Source organism: Gilliamella sp. BG1, assembly GCF_046635625.1.
Classification (GTDB): domain Bacteria; phylum Pseudomonadota; class Gammaproteobacteria; order Enterobacterales; family Orbaceae; genus Gilliamella; species Gilliamella bombi.
In genome coordinates this window covers 79554-98252 of record NZ_JBIDFG010000002.1, presented here as the reverse complement: position 1 = coordinate 98252, position 18699 = coordinate 79554, and the positions used below count along the sequence as shown (strand labels likewise).

13 protein-coding genes and 1 CRISPR repeat array are annotated in these 18699 nt (G+C 35.5%); of the genes, 10 read left to right on the top strand and 3 right to left on the bottom strand.

The annotated features are described in order from the left end of the window. The first annotated feature begins 191 nt into the window (after positions 1-191). Both ACGH80_RS01235 and proP read left to right on the top strand, forming a co-directional pair. On the top strand, positions 192-1073 hold the full coding sequence (locus tag ACGH80_RS01235) for a DMT family transporter (protein WP_065589261.1): 882 nt from the start codon (positions 192-194) through the stop codon (positions 1071-1073). Between the two features lie 347 nt (positions 1074-1420). Continuing rightward, on the top strand, positions 1421-2926 hold the full coding sequence (gene proP / locus ACGH80_RS01230) for a glycine betaine/L-proline transporter ProP (protein ID WP_065559897.1): 1506 nt from the start codon (positions 1421-1423) through the stop codon (positions 2924-2926). A 259-nt stretch (positions 2927-3185) separates the two neighbouring features. Further along, a CRISPR array of direct repeats spans positions 3186-4113; the repeat unit is 28 nt; unit sequence GTTTACCGCCGCATAGGCGGTTAGAAAT. A 112-nt stretch (positions 4114-4225) separates the two neighbouring features. Here the strand turns inward: proP and ACGH80_RS01225 are convergent. Next, positions 4226-5092 carry a helix-turn-helix transcriptional regulator gene (locus ACGH80_RS01225; RefSeq protein ID WP_411630425.1) on the bottom strand — a complete coding sequence of 289 codons (867 nt, stop codon included), beginning with the start codon at positions 5090-5092 and terminating at the stop codon, positions 4226-4228. A gap of 298 nt (positions 5093-5390) precedes the next feature. Between ACGH80_RS01225 and fsa the strand changes: the two genes are divergently transcribed. The 3 genes from fsa (at position 5391) to ACGH80_RS01210 (ending at position 7607) form a co-directional block, all read left to right on the top strand. Next, the gene (fsa, locus tag ACGH80_RS01220) at positions 5391-6053 is read left to right on the top strand and encodes a fructose-6-phosphate aldolase (protein ID WP_174799511.1); all 663 of its coding nucleotides are present in this window, start codon (positions 5391-5393) and stop codon (positions 6051-6053) included. Positions 6054-6203: 150 nt separating this feature from the next. Beyond that, positions 6204-7010: a siderophore-interacting protein gene (locus tag ACGH80_RS01215; RefSeq protein WP_411630424.1), complete on the top strand. Its 807-nt coding sequence runs from the start codon at positions 6204-6206 to the stop codon at positions 7008-7010. Positions 7011-7025: 15 nt separating this feature from the next. Then, positions 7026-7607, top strand: coding sequence for an ACP phosphodiesterase (locus ACGH80_RS01210; protein ID WP_411591550.1), 582 nt, complete (start codon positions 7026-7028; stop codon positions 7605-7607). 67 nt (positions 7608-7674) lie between these two features. Here ACGH80_RS01210 and ACGH80_RS01205 read toward each other — a convergent pair whose 3' ends face one another. Then, entirely contained in the window at positions 7675-9858 is a 2184-nt protein-coding gene (locus tag ACGH80_RS01205) for a 3-hydroxybutyrate oligomer hydrolase family protein (RefSeq protein WP_411630423.1), read from the bottom strand. Positions 9859-9977: 119 nt separating this feature from the next. Further along, positions 9978-10880: an HTH-type transcriptional activator IlvY gene (gene ilvY, locus ACGH80_RS01200; protein WP_085163939.1), complete on the bottom strand. Its 903-nt coding sequence runs from the start codon at positions 10878-10880 to the stop codon at positions 9978-9980. 203 nt (positions 10881-11083) lie between these two features. Between ilvY and prfC the strand changes: the two genes are divergently transcribed. From prfC to cmk, 5 genes are all read left to right on the top strand, one after another. After that, on the top strand, positions 11084-12676 hold the full coding sequence (prfC, locus tag ACGH80_RS01195) for a peptide chain release factor 3 (protein WP_411591547.1): 1593 nt from the start codon (positions 11084-11086) through the stop codon (positions 12674-12676). 176 nt (positions 12677-12852) lie between these two features. Then, positions 12853-15699 carry a pitrilysin gene (gene ptrA / locus ACGH80_RS01190; RefSeq protein WP_411630422.1) on the top strand — a complete coding sequence of 949 codons (2847 nt, stop codon included), beginning with the start codon at positions 12853-12855 and terminating at the stop codon, positions 15697-15699. Between the two features lie 131 nt (positions 15700-15830). Further along, positions 15831-16703 (top strand): helix-turn-helix domain-containing protein, encoded by an 873-nt coding sequence (locus ACGH80_RS01185; protein WP_411630421.1) that lies wholly within the window; start codon positions 15831-15833, stop codon positions 16701-16703. Between the two features lie 21 nt (positions 16704-16724). Continuing rightward, positions 16725-18005 (top strand): 3-phosphoshikimate 1-carboxyvinyltransferase, encoded by a 1281-nt coding sequence (aroA, locus tag ACGH80_RS01180; protein ID WP_296302696.1) that lies wholly within the window; start codon positions 16725-16727, stop codon positions 18003-18005. A 1-nt stretch (position 18006) separates the two neighbouring features. Next, on the top strand, positions 18007-18687 hold the full coding sequence (cmk, locus tag ACGH80_RS01175; protein ID WP_065589251.1) for a (d)CMP kinase: 681 nt from the start codon (positions 18007-18009) through the stop codon (positions 18685-18687). Positions 18688-18699: the final 12 nt, after the last annotated feature.

The window sequence follows — 18699 nt, the reverse complement described above, 5'->3', positions numbered from 1 at the left end:
TAGTTTAATTATTTTAATGGATAACAAATAAGTATTCTAGATTAAGTTATTAGCGTAGTTATAAATTGAACCAATTAACCGTATAAAAATAGGTAAAGTATTTGTTTGTAAATTTGGTTATTTCTTGCTTTTTTTAGGTATATAATAGAATTCATACCATTATATCTTTATACTAATATTTGGGTATTGTTATGCCATATTTATTTCTTACTTTGGCGGCTTGTTTTTGGGGTGGTAATTACGTTGTTGGGCGTGTTTTAGTTACTCAAGCTGATCCTATGGTAATATCCGAAGGTCGTTGGGTTATTACTGCGCTGTTATTATTGTGTTTATATCAACGCCAAGTTCGTAATGACTTATCCAAAATTAGAAAATCAATTGGTCCCATTTGTTTGTTAGCCATTTTTGGGCAGATTTTGTTTCCATTAACACTTTATGTTGGATTGCAATATACCTCATCGCTTAATGCATCAATTTACCTTTCTGCAACACCATGTATGGTGTTGGTTATGAATAAATTGTTATTTAATGATACAATTTCAAAAAATAATATTTTAGGCGTGCTATTTAGTACAATTGGCGTGATTTATTTGATTTTACAAGGAAATCTAACCAATTTAAGTGAGTTGAGTAATATTAATAAAGGGGATTTGTGGGCAATGGCATCAGCAATGAGCTGGGCTTGTTATAGCGCATTTATACGGTTAAAAGATAAATCTATATCTGGCAATGCTTTTGTGACTGTTAGTGCCGTGTTAGGTTCGGTCATGTTACTTCCTGTTGCGTTAGTGTATTTTTATTTTTACCCAGTTTCCAACCTAGCGCATTATACCTCAACAAGTTTTTTGCTTGGCTTATTATATATTGCTATTTTTGCGTCTTGGTTATCTTATTTATTTTGGAATAAAGGTATTATGGATATTGGCGCAACACGTGGGCAAATCTATACTCATATTATCCCTTTGTCAGCAGGAATTTTCAGTATTCTATTTTTACATACGCCAGTTGCGTATTTTCATATTGTGTCGATAGTACTAATAGTTATTGGGATCTATTTTTGTTCACGGAAATAGTTAATAATACAAACAATCGTTTTTAAAATAGTTTTAGTTTTAACTTAAAAATCAAGAAAATTTTACAAAATGAGGTTATTTTGCTATAATTAGCACTCAATTTTCACAAAAAGGAATTGTTTTGTTGTTATTTAGTAGAAATTAAAACAAACAATAAAACATTAGTTTTTGCTTTTTTATTATCCTCTTTTTTTATCTTTGCTGTATTTTGCTTCAATTTTAATTAACTGATAAACACTTTTTCAAAGTGTAATCTAAAAAGTATTGTTCTTTGTGTATTAAAAGGTAACCGTTTACCTTGTTGCATCATTCCTTTTTATTATTTGTATGTAAACAGGCGGTATTTTATGAAAAAAATAAGACAGTCCCAAAATAAACCATTAAACATCAACGATATTACTATAATTGATGATAGCAAGTTAAAAAAAGCCATTACCGCAGCAGCACTTGGTAATGCGATGGAGTGGTTTGATTTTGGTGTATATGGCTTTTTAGCCTATGTTTTAGGGCAAGTATTTTTCCCTGATGCATCCCCTAGTGTGCAAATGGTTGCTGCACTAGCCACGTTTTCCGTACCATTTTTAGTTCGGCCGTTAGGCGGTTTAGTGTTTGGGATCCTTGGTGATAAATTTGGACGCCAAAAAGTATTATCAATAACCATCATTATTATGTCGTTAAGCACTTTTTGTATTGGTTTAATTCCTTCTTATGCCTCGATTGGTATTGCTGCACCAATATTATTATTGCTAGCTAAATTTGCGCAAGGATTTTCAATAGGGGGTGAATATTCTGGTGCGGCTATATTTGTTGCCGAATATTCGCCAGATCGAAAACGTGGTTTTATGGGGAGTTGGTTAGATTTTGGTTCGATTGCTGGTTTTTTAGTTGGAGCAGGTTTAGTCGTGCTTTTATCTAGTATTCTTGGCAAAGTTGCATTTCATGATTGGGGCTGGAGAATTCCATTTTTATTCGCTTTACCGCTAGGACTAATTGGGCTTTACTTACGTCATGCGCTAGATGAAACACCTGCATTTCAACAACATACCGATTTGATGGATCAAAATGTTCGCGATCATATTACTAATCAACCTAAAATGACTTTCAAACAGATTATTATCAAATATTGGAAAAGCCTATTAGTCTGTGTAGGGTTAGTGATTGTTACTAATGTGACTTATTATATGTTGCTTACCTATATGCCTAGTTATTTATCTCATAACTTAAATTACGATACAGATCATGGCGTACTAATTATTATTGCTATCATGATAGGTATGTTATTTGTTCAACCATTAATTGGTTTTATTAGCGATAAAATAGGTCGCAGGCCGTTCATTATTGGGGGAAGCTTAGGTTTATTAATTCTTGCTTATCCGTCATTTGTTATGATCAATAGCGATATTATAGGTCTTATCTTTTTAGGATTATTGATTTTAGCTGTATTACTTAACTGTTTTACTGGTGTTATGGCCTCAATTTTACCGGCTATCTTTCCGACTAGTATTCGTTACAGTGCTCTAGCTATATCATTTAATATCTCGGTATTAGTTGCTGGTGCTACTCCAACAGTGGCGGCTTGGTTGGTTGAAGAAAGTAATAATTTATACATGCCAGCTTATTATTTAATGGTTGTGGCATTAGTGGGTTTACTTACAGGCATAAAAATGAAAGAAACCGCAAACCGTCCACTCCGCGGCGCAACGCCCGCAGCATCAGACAGGTCAGAGGCAAAAGAAATATTATCGGATCACTTTGACTCAATAGAACAAAGAGTCGAAGATATAGAACAGCAGATCGAAACATTACAACAACAGCGTCAGAATTTAGTCGATCAGCATCCTAAGTTAGATTGATTTTTTTATTTTTGGTTTTGTATGTTTTGTTTAACATACAAAACCAAAATTTAATAAAATCAAAACGATACATAAGTGATTTCTAACGGTAAAATTGATCCATCATAGAAATAGCTAAAACACTACCAACCCTTTTTTTTATTAATAAATAAAAGTAAATAAAAACAAAGTATTATGTAAGATCTACAAAAAAGGGTTTTTGAAAACAGAAATCCTATTTGCCTTTTGCTAAACAGGGTTTATAGTATATCGGTTTCTAGTTTACCGCCGCATAGGCGGTTAGAAATTAGCGGCGAACTTATAGAAATACTTTTTACAGGTTTACCGCCGCATAGGCGGTTAGAAATTTATCAATATTATTTGTATTTATTAAGTCATTGTTTACCGCCGCATAGGCGGTTAGAAATTTGTTGATTAACCAAGATTTGGTGCAGTGACTGTTTACCGCCGCATAGGCGGTTAGAAATGCTCCCCGTTCCTCCAACAACTAATATATTTTGTTTACCGCCGCATAGGCGGTTAGAAATATGATAATCATTAACTTCATAATTACTATAAAGTTTACCGCCGCATAGGCGGTTAGAAATTTATTATTGATTCCAAATCTGTAAGGCCGCTAGTTTACCGCCGCATAGGCGGTTAGAAATGAATTAAATCATTTGCTGATTCAATCGCTTTGGTTTACCGCCGCATAGGCGGTTAGAAATTACTCGGCGGTAAACTAGAAACCGATATAATAGTTTACCGCCGCATAGGCGGTTAGAAATATAATGAACAGCTACAGAAATTTGGACAGCACGTTTACCGCCGCATAGGCGGTTAGAAATATATCGCTGGTAATCCAAAGGCAGGTTCGGTTGTTTACCGCCGCATAGGCGGTTAGAAATCGAAACAAGGATGAGTTCACCGATAAAATGACGTTTACCGCCGCATAGGCGGTTAGAAATTACTCGGCGGTGAACAGTCAACTTACCACAATGTTTACCGCCGCATAGGCGGTTAGAAATAAGTGACTACGATTTAACTTCAACATCATACGGTTTACCGCCGCATAGGCGGTTAGAAATTCGAACCAGTCCAAACCTTTCATTTGCTATGGGTTTACCGCCGCATAGGCGGTTAGAAATCGACATACTGCAGATCAGCTTCAAGTTTCAAGGTTTACCGCCGCATAGGCGGTTAGAAATTCTGGCATTATTATTTTTAACAGCATAACGTTTACTACTGTATAACAGCTTAATTTTAATTAAAATTATTAAATTAAAAAACAAAAAAGTTTGAAAGTTAACTGTGAAAAAACTATTTGCACATTAACTTACTATGATATTGTCGACGATATTCAGTGGGTGTTCGCTCTGTCTTTTTTTTAAAAATCCGACAAAAATAATTACTATCTTTAAACCCCGATGCTAGAGCAATTTCTTTTATATTTAGATCATAATCCTTTAATAGCGATTTTGCATATTCTAAGCGAATATGATTTAGATATTCATTTAGCCCTATTTTTCCCTCGCTTTGAAATAGATGTGATAAGTAATTGGGTGAAATGTAAAACATATTAGCTAAAAAGTCGCGTGTAATATCTTCACGAAAGTGAGTATCAATATATTGGCGAATGGCTTCATATAGGCAAGTAGTTTTGGATGATGTTTTGATATTGATATTTAACAAATCGAGTGTGTTGCTAAGTAAACTGTGAATAAGATAGTAAGCAGTTTGATTTTGTTTACATGATTGGTTTTGCCAGATAAGTTCGGTCAGCGCTTGAATAATAAATGTACCAACCCGCGGGCCTCGTCTTGGTGTGTTAATTTGCCCAAGCGGAATTAGTTGTGTGCCATCCCAATGCAAAAGGCTTATACCAATTTGTTGTTTACCAAACAATATGTTTAATGAAGTAACAGGGTTTGTCCAAATGGGTTTGTTCCAACTTTGAGCGGAAATATATAAAAGATCATTAATTGATAATATTTTTTCAATAACTTTGCCATTACTATCCGCCCATAGCATCTGTTGCTTTCCTTCTAATATAATTTCAATTCTAGGAAAGTTGACTTGGTAGGCAAGTGAAGGCGGACAAGCATTACTATTGGCAAAATAGATATGATTGATTGACTCTTGGTTATTGACTAGTTTGGTTAGTTTTTCGTTAATGATTTTTGTCATAAATTAAGTTAATGATAAATCAAGTGTGTACTATCGTTTAGATTATATACGCATATGGAAAAGATGAAAATAAGTATAAATTTTTCTTTCTTATTTAATAAGTTAATGTTAATTTTTCGTTGTGTGATCTAAATCTCAATTTCTTATTTAGCGTACAAAAATCCAGTAAATGACAAAATTGTCTTCTAGGCGGTTGGATCAGTTTTTTTTACTATAGCTGTAACGCAAAATTTGTAATACAAAGAGCGTTATATGTATACGTTAATAGATATTTGTTGGTTTTAGCTAGGAGTTAACCATGGAATTATATTTAGATACCGCCGATCTTGTCGCCATTAAACGTTTAGCTAAGGTGTTACCTATTAGTGGGGTTACCACTAATCCAAGCATTGTAGCAAAATCGGGCAAGCCAATTTTTTCGTTATTAGATGAACTACAGGGAGTATTGGGTTCAGATAAATTACTATTTGCTCAGGTACTTTCAAGTAATGCTGATGAAATGATAAAAGAAGCTCATCAGCTTAGAAAAGCAGTACCATCGATTGTGACTAAAATTCCTGTCAATGCTCAAGGATTGATTGCAATTAAAGAGTTAACCCAGCAAGGAATTCCAACTTTGGGAACGGCTGTTTATGGTGCAGGGCAGGGATTTTTAGCTGCATTAGCAGGGGCTAAATATATTGCACCTTATGTTAATCGCATTGATGCTCAAGGCGGAAATAGTAAAGATACAGTACTGGAATTACAAGAATTGTTAGATTTGCACTGTCCACAATCGATGGTGTTAGCCGCAAGCTTTAGAACGCCAAGGCAAGCGTTAGACTGTATGCTTGCTGGTTGTAAGTCTATTACGTTGCCAGTAGATGTGGCTGAGCTATTTATTTCTGATCCAGCTGTTGATGCGGCGATTACTAAGTTTGATCAAGACTGGTGTAATGCTTTTGGTGCGTTATCGTTTTAAATTTATTTTTTAATTTGATTTTTTCTAAACTTGTTTCATCGCTTTTGGGTTAAACAAGTTTATCTATTTTTTCAATTATAAAAATAGCATTATTCTAATATATTTTGTTGTATGATGATGCCATTTAGCAATAAATATAAGGATCAGCTGATGGATGAAAAAATAGGAAAAATCAAATTCAATAAGAAAGTCATCGTCAATGCGTTATTAACAGTATTGAATATTGAAAAAATATCTCCCAGTTTTATTCGCATACAGTTTAGTAGCGATAAACCAGTAAATATCGATCCATTATGGGTTTGTCCGTATTTAAAATTGCTTTTTCCTGATCCTTCGACCAATGTAATTACTTTCCCTAAACTTGATGATAATAATAAAATCGCTGTTGATGATAAGCAACGTCAGCTAGTCCGTAGTTATAGTGTGCGCGAATTTGAGCGTGCCTCTAATCAATTTTTTGTTGATTTTGCTATTCATGATACAGGATTGGCTTCAGTGTGGTCGCAAAAAACTAAGATTGGTGACCAAATTGGTTTGATTGCGGCAGCCAGCAAGTTGCGATTTACTGATAATTGTTTGGTGTTAATGGGGGATATTTCGGCTGTGCCCGCCATATGTTTTACGCTTGAACATCTTCCTCAAAATCAGAAGGCTTTTGCCTTTATACAGGTTAATCATAAAAGTGATATAGTGCCGTTGCCAGATAATAAAAATATTAAGGTGAATTGGTTTATACAAAATAGGGATAATCCCTTTCAATTAGTTGATGCGGTAATTAATGCTGATTTATCAGAGCAAAATAAGTTGTTGTTTTGGGGAGGGATGGAGCGTTCGTTGGCACAATCTGTTCGTCATGCTATTAAAGATAAATATATACATTTGTCGCCTGATGCTTTTCATATTACTAGTTACTGGCGAGAAGGTTTCGCCGAAGGCGAATTTAAACATCGTGAATAATTAACGGTTACTTTTATGAATATTCTTGCTCATTTGCATTTGGCTACGTTAGCACGTAGTTCGTTGATTGGTAATACAGTTGCTGATTTTGTTAAAGGTGATCCTTATTTAATTTATAACTCTAATATTGCCGATGGCATTATGCTACACCGTAAAATTGATAGATTGACCGATAGCCTGCTTGAAGTTAAGAAAGCAAAGCTGCTGTTTAGAAAATCGCATCAGCGAGTTGCACCCATTACATTAGATATTGTGTGGGATCATTTTTTGTCAAAGCATTGGGCTAATTATGGTTTGTTGTCGAGTGTGTCTCAATTTAATCAAGTAACAAAAGCTCATATCCAACCTTATATTGACGTTTATCCGGTAGATTATCAGCATTTTATGAATTCAATGTGGCAAGGGGAGTGGCTCGAAAATTATGCTTCTATTGACTTTGTTGGTAATGTCCTTAGTGGCATGGCAAATAGACGACCAAAATTATATTTGTTAAAAGAAACAATTGTTGATGTTAAGCAGCATTATGCTCAATTAGAGTCGTTATTTTTTTTGTTATATCCCAAAATCTGTTTAATAGTAAAAGATAGCACCAGCTAAACTGGATTTTGGTGCTACCAGTTCAAGCCGCTATGCTTAAACCAGTAGTGTTTTAGATTATTTGCTGTTAATTTGGCAATATCAGTTTGCCATCTGCTTTTTGGATAATGCTGTTGCTATTTGGCGTTTGAGCTATTGGTTTTAGGTTGTTGTCGGTTATTTGTGGCGCATAACCGCTTTTACCTCCACGAGTTTTGGTACGTACAACTTGGCTTACTGGTAGCGTAGCGTTGTTGGTTAAGTTAGCCCATAACCACTCGATGGCATCTTCGCCATAATAATCAATTGGTAGTAATGTGTTGTCAAATGGGGCTCGGCCATCTAAGTAGCTGGCGTTTTCTACTTCAATATATCGCAGTTGTGATTGTTTACCTTCAACTAAGCTATTTAGTGCGACATAAGCGCGCGATGTATAATTTGGTAATTGTTTAACATTGTTCCGACCATGGACAATAAAGGTTTTTATACCATGTAAGTTACCCGATGCCATAACTTGTTTTATGCCTTCTTTAATGCGTGGTTCTTGTGATTTTTTATAAACACAGATCGATCCTTTAGTGCCGTAATCGATTGTATTTTTCGTTTGCGAGCTAGAATAAAATTCACGTCTTGGGGTGTTGAGATCTTCGTTTTCAACTAGATCCAAAACCGTTGCATTACGGCCATTCCAAAGCGGTAAATGGCCGTTAGCCATTCCCCATATTTGTTCAAACGAAATTTCTTTTAATGGTGCAACTTTTCCTGTGTTGTTAATTGGGTTTTGCTGGGTGCTTGCTACCGAAAAATTGCACATATTTTCGGTGACACTATATTTGCCATAGGCACTAATATATTGATATGGTAGACCAATAGATTCAGTGTAGTAAAAATAGGGTAGTTGAATATCCATTTCTGGTGTCCAACCATTTTTATGTAGTTTTTCTAACGCTTCTTTTGGTGTTCCTGTAGTAAGTAACTTTGCTTTTTTAAGGGCGTTACAGCGCTCTTGTGAATAAAGAAAATAATCAGCATAAGGTACATAAGCATCGTCTTTATAAGCTGTTATGGCTGGTATGGCACATGGTATATATAACGCACCATAAGCACTGTAATTAGCAATAGATTTGGCTTCTAACTTTTGCGAGTTGTTGTTGCCGATTTTGAGTTTAACTGAGGCTTTGTCAAGATTTGGTTGAATTTGTGGATTAACTGCAACAATACCGTCAATCATATTTTGATCATCTAATTCGCCAGCTTTTAATGCTGCTCCACCACCATCGCTTGCGCCATAGACTAAAACCAGAGTGTTGTCTTTGTTAAATATAGCTTGATCATTCGGTGAAAACATAATATTAAGTTCATAAAAAGCAAATTCTAGGGATTTTAATACGTGTTCCCCCCAGCGGGCTTCGGCATTGAGTTGCGAGTGTAGTTGTTTTATAGCATAGCGATGGGGATATTTTTTGATATATTTTTCTTTATTATTAATCGAAGGAGAGAATAAGATGTTACCGCTTTGTACTTCTCCCCAAACGGTGAATCCAAGTTTGCGTTCAATATCATAAATGCCGTTACCTAGCCCTTTGTCGTTATATACTACTGCACAGTTGTGACGGAGTCCCCATAATCCACGAATCTGTATATCTTTGGTATTAAATATTCCATCCGAATCACTAGCAGGAACCGCAACAATGCAAGGTTTATTTTTGTTAAAATCAAGTGGAATTTGTAGCAACATGCCAACACCGTCTTGTCTTTGTACGGCTGATATTTCGGTACCTGCAATTTTACCGTCAAACAAAGGAGTTAGTTCTTGCTTTCTAAAACCAAATAGTGTTCCTTCACCAATTTTGGTGTCAATATAGCGATTTAGTTTAGCTTGTCGGCGTTCTTGAAAGTTTGGTTTAGCTGGAATTTCAACTTCTGGTACGATAGTGGTGGTTGATAATGGGGTAAACCCAAGCCCAGCTGTAACAAGGTCATCACTATCACCATCATAATAAGCTAATGTATTGCGGACTAGCCACTTTGGTTTTTTAATTGTGTTATCAATTGGGGATGGCGTGCTGCTGTTAGTTTCAGTATTGGTTGTTATAGTTGTGGTTGTGGTTGACGTTGCCGTTTTGCTGTCAGCTTTTGTATTGTTTTTGCCAGTACCAGCGTTTATGTTAGAGGTGGTTGGTTTTGTGGTATTGGACTGTGCCATTAATGGCATAGTAACAGCGGCAAAAAATATCAATGAGGCTAACGTTCTTAATTTTATCTTTTTCATTTTCAATACCATGCAATGTTATTCTGCTACATAAAATCTTAATAAAAAATTAGGTATATGCTAGTTAACACGTTATATAGTTTTAATTTTTTGAGGTGTAATTATACACTATATTTTTGTTATGCGTTATTAGGTAAATTGAGATTGCAAATTGCCCAAAAGGCAGCAATGATTTTCTCTGATAATCTTCTTTTTTGTACACAAATACCAACATCAAACGGTTCCATTAAGTTTGTTGACCATTCGGTTATGCGCTCTCTTATTCGTTCAGGGCTATTGTCCATTACGACTTTAGGTAATAAGGCTACCCCACAACCTAAAGCAACCATCGATACAATGGCTTCGTGTCCTGCGACCGTAGCATAAATTTTGGGATTAGAAATTTTTCTTTGCTTAAACCATAAATCAATACGGTGGCGACTAGGGCCATGTTCAGGCAATATAAAGGGAATATTATGCCAGTCAGGCTGTTTTTGATGTAATCTGTCACTAAACGTGCTATTAAGTTTAGGTATTAGCAATACCATTTCAATTTCGCCAAATTTTAAAAACTCAATACCAGTAGGGAGCTGTTTTGGTTTGCCTGCTATAGCTAAATCGGCTTCATTTGCTTGAATTTTCTTTACAGCGTCAGCAGCATCACCCGTTGATAGTTTGATTTCAACTAGAGGATAGTGGATCCTAAAGCGATCAAGTATTTCAGGTAGATGGCTATATGCAGCGGTGACTGAACAAAATAGAGTGAGTTCGCCGACAATTTGTTGGTTAGATTGATCTAAATCATATTTTAGTTGTTGGTGCATGTTTATTACTTGTTGAGCAAAACGTTTAACTTTTTCGCCCTCCGAAGTGATTTGTACTTGCCTATTGTCTCGAATAAATAGCGCGTGACCAAAATGTTCTTCAAGTCGTTGGATCTGCCTTGATAAGGTTGATGGACTAACATGCATAGCATTTGCCGTTATACCAAAGTGACAGGTTTCGCATAAATGTAAATACAATTTTAAATCACGAATGTTCATAGCAAATCCCAGTTTTTATACTTAAACATATAGTTACCTGAAACTTTTTAACAAAAAGCAGTAAATAGTGCATTACTTATTAAGTCAAATATTATGCATAGATAAATAAATAAGGCAAATAACGTTGCATATAACATCAATAGCAAAACAGGCAGATACCTGCTAAAATATGTGATTATTTTTGTGTGAGTTAAAACAGTTTTATGACAGAACAAGCTTATTTAGACGAAGTTAATGCACGTCGCACTTTTGCAATTATATCTCACCCCGATGCTGGTAAAACAACCATTACCGAAAAGGTATTGTTATTTGGTCATGCGATTCAAACAGCTGGTACAGTTAAAGGACGAGGCGCTAATGCCCAACATGCGAAATCAGACTGGATGGAAATGGAAAAACAACGTGGTATTTCAATTACTACATCTGTTATGCAGTTTCCTTATAATGACTGCTTAGTTAATTTATTAGACACTCCAGGGCACGAGGATTTTTCTGAAGATACTTATCGTACGCTAACAGCGGTTGATAGTTGTTTGATGGTAATTGATGCAGCAAAAGGGGTTGAAGATCGTACTCGCAAATTAATGGAAGTGACACGATTACGCAATACACCAATTTTAACCTTTATGAATAAGTTAGACCGTGATATTCGCGATCCAATGGAACTGCTTGATGAGGTTGAAAACGAGTTAAATATTATGTGCGCCCCTATTACTTGGCCGATTGGTTGTGGCAAGTTATTTAAAGGTGTTTACCATTTAGCTAAAGATGAAACTTACCTTTACCAATCAGGGAAAGGTCATACAATACAAGAGGTCCGAATTATTAAAGGGTTAACTAACCCTGATTTGGATTTAGCGGTGGGTGATGATTTAGCGCAGCAACTGCGTGAAGAGCTTGAATTAGTGCAAGGCGCATCAAACGAATTTGATTTAGATGCTTTCTTGTCAGGCGATTTAACGCCAGTCTTTTTTGGTACGGCATTGGGTAATTTTGGCGTGGATCATATGCTTGATGGTTTAACAGCTTGGGCACCAACTCCTCAACCTCGTCAAACCGATAAGCGTGAAGTCGAATCATCAGAAGAAAAGTTCAGTGGTTTTGTTTTTAAAATTCAAGCCAATATGGATCCTAAACACCGTGACCGCGTTGCATTTATGCGCATTGTATCAGGTAAATATGAAAAGGGCATGAAGTTACGACATGTACGTATTGCTAAAGATATCAATATTTCTGACGCCTTAACATTTATGGCAGGTGATCGTGAACATGTTGAAGAAGCCTATGCTGGTGATATCATTGGTTTACATAATCATGGCACGATTCAAATAGGTGATACTTTTACACAAGGTGAAGATCTGAAATTTACAGGCATTCCTAACTTTGCACCAGAAATGTTTCGTCGAATTCGTCTTAAAGATCCACTTAAACAAAAGCAGTTATTAAAGGGGTTAGTTCAATTGTCCGAAGAGGGTGCTGTACAAGTGTTTCGTCCATTAACCAATAATGACTTAATTGTGGGAGCTGTAGGGGTGCTACAATTTGATGTGGTGGTTGCTCGTTTAAAATCAGAGTATAACGTTGAAGCCATTTATGAGCCAGTTAATGTGACAACAGCGCGTTGGGTTGAGTGCTCAGATGTGAAAAAACTGGAAGAGTTTAAACGAAAATGTGAACAAAATTTGGCCTTAGATGGCGGGGATAATCTATCTTATGTGGCACCAAGTATGGTTAATTTAAATTTAACTCAAGAAAGATATCCTGATATTGAGTTTAGAAAAACTCGAGAACATTAATTGTATTCATCACAAAATAGCGGAATCTATCATTATGTTTAAGCATTTTGATACATCCGCTTCTTTCTTTTTAACCGTATTTTTTTGATGATAAAGTCAAGCGAGTGAATATTATGGATTTGAAAAATAAAAAAATAGTCAATTTAATAATTAGTAGTGTTATTGGATTATTAACTATGACTACTTCACCGATATTGTTTGCTATTGAAAATAAGCTTGTGAGCCCAGTTTTGTTAGAAAAAGTTCAGCAAAGCGAGCGCGATAAGCGCCAATATGAGGTGGTTGAGCTAGCAAATAAAATGCGAGTGTTACTTGTTTCAGATCCTAATGCTGTAAAATCACTGGCATCATTAGCACTGCCTGTCGGCTCGTTGCAAGATCCCAAAGAGCAACAAGGGTTGGCTCATTATGCTGAACATATGGTATTAATGGGATCGAAAAATTATCCAGAACCAGCAAGCTTTTCTCAATTTTTAAGTCGTCATTCGGGAAGTTATAATGCTAGCACTGCGGCACATAGAACAGCTTTTTATTTTGAAGTTGAAAATAGCGCATTTGATAAAGCACTGGATTATTTAGCTGATGCTATTGCTGAGCCCAATTTAGATCCTAAATTTGCCGATAAAGAACGTAATGCAGTTAACGCTGAATTGACAATGGCCAGATCAAATGATGGTTTTAGGATCGGGCAAGTTGATTCTGAAACAATTAATCAAAACCATCCAGCTTCTCAATTTTCAGGCGGTAATTTAGAAACGTTAAGTGATAAAGAAAATAGTAAATTACAAGATGCTTTAGTGAATTTTCATAAAGATTATTATTCAGCCAATATTATGGTTGGAGTGATGTATAGCAATCAGTCGATCAATAAATTGACAAAATTAGCTGAAAATAGTTTTGGTAAAATCCCTAATAAAAATATTAATGCCCCAATAGTTGATAAACCCGCTATAACACCAAATGTGTTAAATAAACAAATTTCTATGGTACCAGCACAACCCAAAAAGCTATTGTTTTTACAGTTTCCGATTGAAAATAACTTGGCTAAATTTGCTGATAAAACCGATGAGTATATTACTTATTTAATCTGTAACAGTAGTCATAATACGTTGTCTGATCAGTTACAAAAACAAGGTTTAATTGAAGGAATTAGTTCATCTATCAATCCTATCCGTTATGGTAATAGTGGTATATTGAGTATTAATGTGAGTTTAACCGACGATGGACTTGCTCAAAAAGATAAAGTTATTGGCGCTATTTTTAATTATTTACAGTTGATTCAAAAAGAGGGCATTTCTGACGCTTATTATCAAGAGATTCAAAAGGTATTAGCGTTAGAGTTTAAATATCAAGATGTCGAGCGTGATATGTCATATGTAGAATGGCTATCAGATCAAATGTTGTTGTATCCAGTTCAAAATGTGTTAAATTCAGATTATGTTGCTACTCATTTTGATAAATCAGCTATTACGGCACGTTTAAAAAGTTTGACTGCCAATAATGCTAGAATTTGGGTGATTTCGCCAAACCAAACTACCAATAAAACTGCTTATTTTGTAGATGCGCCCTATAAAATTGATAATATCACTAGCGAGCAAAAAGCAAGTTGGTTAGCACTAGGCAAAAATTTTACATTTAGTTTGCCTGAGCTCAATCCTTATATACCTGATAATTTTACGATTTTAAAACAAAATCGTAATCAAGCGCAAACTGAAAAATTTAGTAAGCGCGGTAATCATATTCATTTTGCTAGCCAGTATTTTAATAATGAACCTAAAGCTGCTATTGTTGTTTCATTACGCAATAATCAGGCTACTAGCGACGTAAAAGCTGTGGTTGCTTTTAATCTGCTTGATTATATTGTTAGCCGTAATTTAGAACAATTACGATTTCAGGCTGGGGTTGCTGGTATTTCATTATCAACTGGTAATGATAATGGCTTAATGATTTCAGCCAGCGGTTTTAGTCAGCATTTACCAAAAATGGTTACGGCCATACTTGATAACTATCGCAAGGCCACTATTGATGAGCAAAGTTTAGCATTAGCTAAATCTTGGTATTTGCAAGAATTGGATAAAGCCGATCATGCTAAGAGTTATCGGTTAGCGGTTAATCCTATTAATGCATTGTCGGTATTACCGCATTATTTTGAACGAGATGAAAAACGACAAATTACAGCAAATATGACCATTAATGATGTATTAGCTTACCGTGATAACTTATTAACTCACTCAGTACCTTATATGCTTAGCTTGGGTAATTTGTCTAATGAGGACTCTTTAGATCTTTATCATGCCATCCAGAAAACATTAGTGCGTGATGTTGAATTTACTCCTGTTAATAATATTCAGATTAAAAACTCGTTAGAGGCTAAAATAACTCAACATGCAAAAAGCACTGATAATGCTTTGATGATGAGCTATATTCCAATGGGTTATGATCGAATTAGTAGTAGTATGATAAGTTATACTCTTTCTAAAATTATTTCACCTTGGTTTTATGATCAGTTACGCACCAATGAGCAACTAGGTTATGCTGTATTTGCAGAGCCTATTACGGTTGGTGATTCGTCGGGAATGAGTTTTATTATCCAAAGTAATCAATATGATCCGGCTTATTTAATTAAACGCTACCAAGAATTTTATCCAGTTATGCTGAATAAATTGCAAGCATTATCGAAAAAAGATATTGAGCAATATAAAAAAGCGGTACTTGATGAATTGAAAATGCCTCCGCAAACATTGGATGAGGAGTTTGGTCGTTATATGCCTGACTACCGTAATTCACGTTTTGCGTTTGATTTAAAGGATAAAAAAATCGAGCAATTGCAAAAAATTACTAAGCAAGATTTGATTGATTTTTATAAACGTTCAGTAATGCAACCTAACGGATTTGTAATGGCATCACAAGTACTTGGCAATACAACTGATATATTAAAGCAGCCACAAGCAATAACTGAGTATACCGAATATAAGAATGCATCAGCTTTGCAGGCTATATTACTACAGTCACAAACTAAATAAATTGTTATAAATAATAGAAAAGTTAATTCAATAGGAGAAAAAACTTAGATAGGAATAAAACATTTTGCCAAAAATTGGCATTGCTATCACCTTGTGATACACTGCCAAAATCCTAATAGTTTGAGTGTATTATGATTACTGGATCGATTGATTATTGTGCTATAGGTCAGCGTCTGCGTGCGTATCGGATTGCTGCCTCTTTGAAGGCTGAAGATGTTGCAGAAAGTCTTAAAATTTCAAGAGCAGCAGTATATCGGTTAGAAAAAGGTGAGATCGTTAAAATTGAAACTCTAGAGCGATTGGCTTCCTTACTTGATACGTCTTTTGCTAGTTTACTTGGCATTGATACTGAATACTATTCGAGTGGTGAAGGCTTTTTTGAACGTATGCGTCAATTAGAAGAGCAATCAACTCATATCTATTCTCATTTCGATCCTTTTTCCTTTTTATTAACTTCTTCTGATTATTTGTCTCATTTAGCGATGATGTTAAATGAATCGAGTAAACCCGCTGATCCTCAAAAATATGCCACTACCTTATCCATTTTAAAAGATCGTAAAACTCAGTTCTGTCAATCAATTCCAAAAGTTATTAATTTAATCAGTTTACGTAATGTAGAACGTTTTTTACATATTGGTTTGGTTGGTAATTTAACTATTTCGCCGGGTAAAAAATCGGAAAGAATGCTACTAGCACGCAAAGAAGTTTATCACTTAATTCAGTTAATTGAACAACGATCTCTTGCGCCAACAATTGCTATTACACAAGAAGCTATTCCGTCAATTGCTTTTCAGATTTTTTATCAAGATGGGAATCCTATTTCATTAGCAATGAGCCCATTTCGATTAGGTGAGTTACCTAATGTTACTACCGGTATTGCATCGATTACGTCATCTTATGATGCAATTAAACGGTATCGCCATTTATTTGATAAGTTATGGGAAAATAGTGCTAAAGATAAGCAAGCAATTGATTTATTGAAAGCGACGTTAGAGAAATTTTAAAGAATATTAAAGAGAGTCCTTATGTTATCCTTAACATTACAACCGATAAAAAGATTTAATGGTACTATCAATTTGCCTGGTTCAAAGAGTGTTTCTAATCGTGCTTTATTACTATCAGCATTGAGTAAAGGTAATACACGGTTAAAGAATTTACTTGATAGTGATGATGTGCGTTATATGCTTGATGCGCTTGCAGCGTTAGGTGTGAAGTATCAGCTATCACACGATCGCACGATTTGTGATGTGCAAGGTGTGAGCGGTATTTTGCAATCCGACCATGCATTAGAGCTTTTTTTAGGTAATGCTGGCACAGCAATGCGTCCTTTAGCTGCTACGTTATGTCTTGGAAATAATAATATTGTGTTAACGGGCGAACCTCGCATGAAAGAACGCCCAATTGGTCATTTGGTCGATGCTTTGCGACAAGGTGGAGCTAAAATTGATTATCTTGAAAATGAAGGCTATCCACCACTACATATTCAAGGTGGTTTTACAGGTGGTGATATTAAAGTTGATGGTTCGGTCTCTAGCCAATTTTTAACTGCACTATTAATGGCTGCGCCATTAGCAAAACAAGACACAGAAATTACTATTATTGGTGATCTTGTTTCTAAACCTTATATTGATATTACAGTCAAAATGATGGCTATGTTTGGTGTTTTGGTTACCAATCACAATTATCAAAAATTTACTGTTAAAGCTAATCAGTGTTATCAATCGCCGGGAGATTATTTAGTTGAAGGGGATGCGTCTTCTGCTTCTTATTTTTTAGCAGCGGCTGCAATTAAAGGTGGTAGTGTTAAAGTAACTGGCATTGGAAAAAATAGCTTACAAGGCGATACCCAATTTGCTCATGTGCTTGAAAAAATGGGGGCTAAAGTTATTTGGGCTGATGATTATATTCAATGCTCTCGTGGTGAATTACACGGTGTTGATATGGATATGAATCATATCCCAGATGCAGCAATGACTATTGCCACAACAGCGCTGTTTGCTAAAGGTCCAACTACAATTCGTAATATTTACAATTGGCGAGTTAAAGAAACTGATCGTTTATATGCGATGGCAACAGAATTAAGAAAGGTTGGCGCAACTGTTGATGAAGGTCACGATTATATTACTATTATTCCTCCAGTTAAATTAAACCATGCCGAAATCGAAACCTATAATGATCACCGTATTGCTATGTGTTTTTCGCTAGTGGCGCTTTCTGATACTTCTGTGACGATATTAGATCCTAAATGCACAATGAAGACTTTTCCTGATTATTTCGAACAATTTAAACGATTAAGCGAAGAATGAAATGAATAAATCTGTTCCCGTTATTGCTGTTGATGGACCAAGTGGTGTCGGTAAAGGTACGTTATGTCAAGCATTAGCCAATCATTTTAAATGGCATCTTTTAGATTCTGGTGCTATCTATCGTGTGCTAGCACTTAGTGCGCTTAAGCAAGATATTGCGCTAGATGATGCCAATAAACTTGAACAACTAGCTCTTAATTTGCCACTAACGTTTGATACGCAAGGTTATAATGTTAAAGTGTTATTAGATCAGATTGATGTGACTAAAGAAATCCGTACAGAACAGACGGGGGGAGCCGCATCAAAAGTGGCGGCAATTAATTCGGTTAGAGTAGCTTTATTACAACGTCAACGTGACTTTAAGCAAGCACCTGGATTGGTTGCAGATGGTCGTGATATGGGCAGTGTAGTATTTAGTGATGCCCCTGTTAAGATATTTCTTGATGCTAGTGCCCAATCTCGTGCAGAAAGGCGAATGAAACAGTTGCAAGATAAGCAAAATAATGTTAAATTCGCCGAAATTTTGCAGGAAATAACTGCGCGTGATGAAAGAGATCGTCATCGCGCCGTTGCGCCACTTAAACCTGCAATTGATGCTCTAATAATTGATACTACATCACTGTCTATTGAAGATGTTTTTAATCAATCTATTAAGTATATAAACGAAAAACTTGCGTTGTAACTTAAATTATAG